The organism is Streptomyces sp. NPDC046876, from assembly GCF_040645035.1.
In the GTDB taxonomy this organism is placed as follows: Bacteria; Actinomycetota; Actinomycetes; order Streptomycetales; family Streptomycetaceae; genus Streptomyces.
In genome coordinates this window covers 1-2,113 of record NZ_JBEYXK010000222.1, presented here as the reverse complement: position 1 = coordinate 2,113, position 2,113 = coordinate 1, and the positions used below count along the sequence as shown (strand labels likewise).

Here is a 2,113-nt window from a genome sequence, read left to right as displayed (position 1 = left end):
GGCCAACTCGAATACCTCGGACGCGCAGACCAACAAGTCAAAATCCGCGGCTTCCGCATCGAACTCGGCGAAATCGAAACCGCCCTCGCCGCACACCACCACGTAGCCCAAGCCGCCGCCACCATCCACAACGAACACCAACTCATCGGCTACGTCGTCCCCGCCGAAAACACCACACCCGACCCGGCCCAGATCCGCACCACACTGTCCGAAACGCTGCCGGACCACATGGTCCCCTCCGCCATCGTCGTCCTCGACCACCTCCCCCTCACCCCGAACGGCAAACTCGACCGCAAAGCGCTACCAGCACCCGACTTCGCCGGCGCCGTCGGGGACCGCGCTCCCCGAACCCCTCGCGAAGAGCTGCTGTGCGACCTGTTCGCCGAGGTGCTGGGGCTCCCCCACGTCAGCATCGACGACAACTTCTTCGAGCTCGGCGGGCACTCCCTCCTCGCCACCCGCCTCATCAGCCGCATCCGGGCCGGTCTCGGTACCGAGATCCCGCTGCGTTCGCTGTTCGAAGCGCCGACGGTCGCGGCGCTCGCCGATCGTTTCGACGAGCCCGCCGAAGAGGTCAGGCCCGACCTGGTCCCGTTGCCTCGTCCGGACGAGGTTCCTCTGTCGTTCGCACAGCGGCGGCTGTGGTTCCTCAACCAGCTGGAGGGCCCCAGTCCCACCTACAACATCCCCTTCGCCCTGCGGTTGTCCGGTCGGCTCGACGTTCCCGCCCTCGATGCGGCCCTGGCCGACCTCGTGGCCCGGCACGAGAGCCTGCGCACCGTCTTCCCCGACCACTCCGGTGTCCCGCACCAGGTAGTCCTGGACCCGGCCGCTGCCTTCCCGGGGCTGGCGGACGCGGTGGGGACCGGCGAAGCGGAGCTGCCGGAGGCCCTCGACGAGGTGGTGCGCCAGGGGTTCGACCTCGCGGTCGAGGCCCCGTTGCGCGCCCGGCTGTTCCGTCTGGGTGCCGACGAGCACGTCCTCGCGGTGGTGATCCACCACATCGCGGCAGACGGCGAATCCGTGTCGCCGCTTCTCACGGACCTCCTTGAGGCGTATCGGGCCCGGAGCGGCGGTGCGGCACCCTCCAGGGCCGCGCTTCCGGTGCAGTACGCCGATTACACGCTGTGGCACCACGCCCTGCTCGGCGACGAGAGCGACCCGGACAGCAGGGTCTCGCGCCAGCTCGACTACTGGCGCGAGGCGCTGGCCGGTCTGCCCGAGGAGACTCCTCTGCCGCAGGACCGGCCGCGTCCGGCCGTGGCGAGCCGGCGTGGGGAGCTGCTCTCCTTCCAGTTGGGTCCGGAGCTGCACCAGCGTCTGTCCGAGGTGGCGCGTACCAGCGGTTCCAGCATGTTCATGGTGATGCAGGCCGCGCTCGGCACGCTGCTCAGCCGGCTGGGTTCGGGGACGGACATCCCGATCGGCAGCCCGGTCGCCGGGCGCAGTGACGCGGCCCTCGACGGCCTGGTCGGGTTCTTCGTGAACACGCTCGTCCTGCGGGTCGACACCTCGGGCAACCCGTCCTTCGGGGACGTCCTCGCGCGGGTGCGGGAAACCGACCTGGCCGGTTTCGCCCATCAGGACCTCCCGTTCGAGCGGCTGGTGGAGGTGCTCAACCCCGCCCGTTCCAGGGCTCGGCACCCGCTGTTCCAGGTGATGCTCACCGTGCAGGACCAGCCGCGCCCGACGGTCGAACTCCCCGGTCTTGAAGTGTGCGTTGAGACACTGCCGTCCGGTGTCGCGAAGTTCGACCTCTCGATGGGCCTGACCGAGCACACCGGCCCGGATGGCACCCCCGAGGGAATGAACGGACTTCTCGAATTTGCGCACGACCTCTTCGACCGGCAGACCGCCGAGGCTCTCGCGGCGCGGTTCGTCCGGCTCCTCGAGCAGGTCGCCGCCGACCCCGGCGTTCTCGTCGACGAGATCGACGTCCTCATCGACGACGAGCGTCAGCGCGTTCTCTCCGAGTGGAACGCCACGGACCGAGAGCTGGAGTCCGGCCGTCTGTCCGACATGTTCGAGTCGGTGGTGGCGGGTTCGCCGGAGCAGACAGCGGTCGTCTTCGGCCATGAGTCGGTCACCTACGCCGACCTCAACCGCCGAGCGA

General features: G+C 69.3%; 1 protein-coding gene and 1 pseudogene. Both read left to right on the top strand.

The features are described 5' to 3' along the window. Nucleotides 1-42: 42 nt before the first annotated feature. Nucleotides 43-225: pseudogene (locus tag ABZ924_RS38485) on the top strand (hypothetical protein); the annotation flags it as partial. A 3-nt stretch (nt 226-228) separates the two neighbouring features. Then, a partial coding sequence (locus ABZ924_RS38480; protein WP_361920383.1) for a condensation domain-containing protein occupies nt 229-2,113 on the top strand: 1,885 nt, incomplete at its 3' end.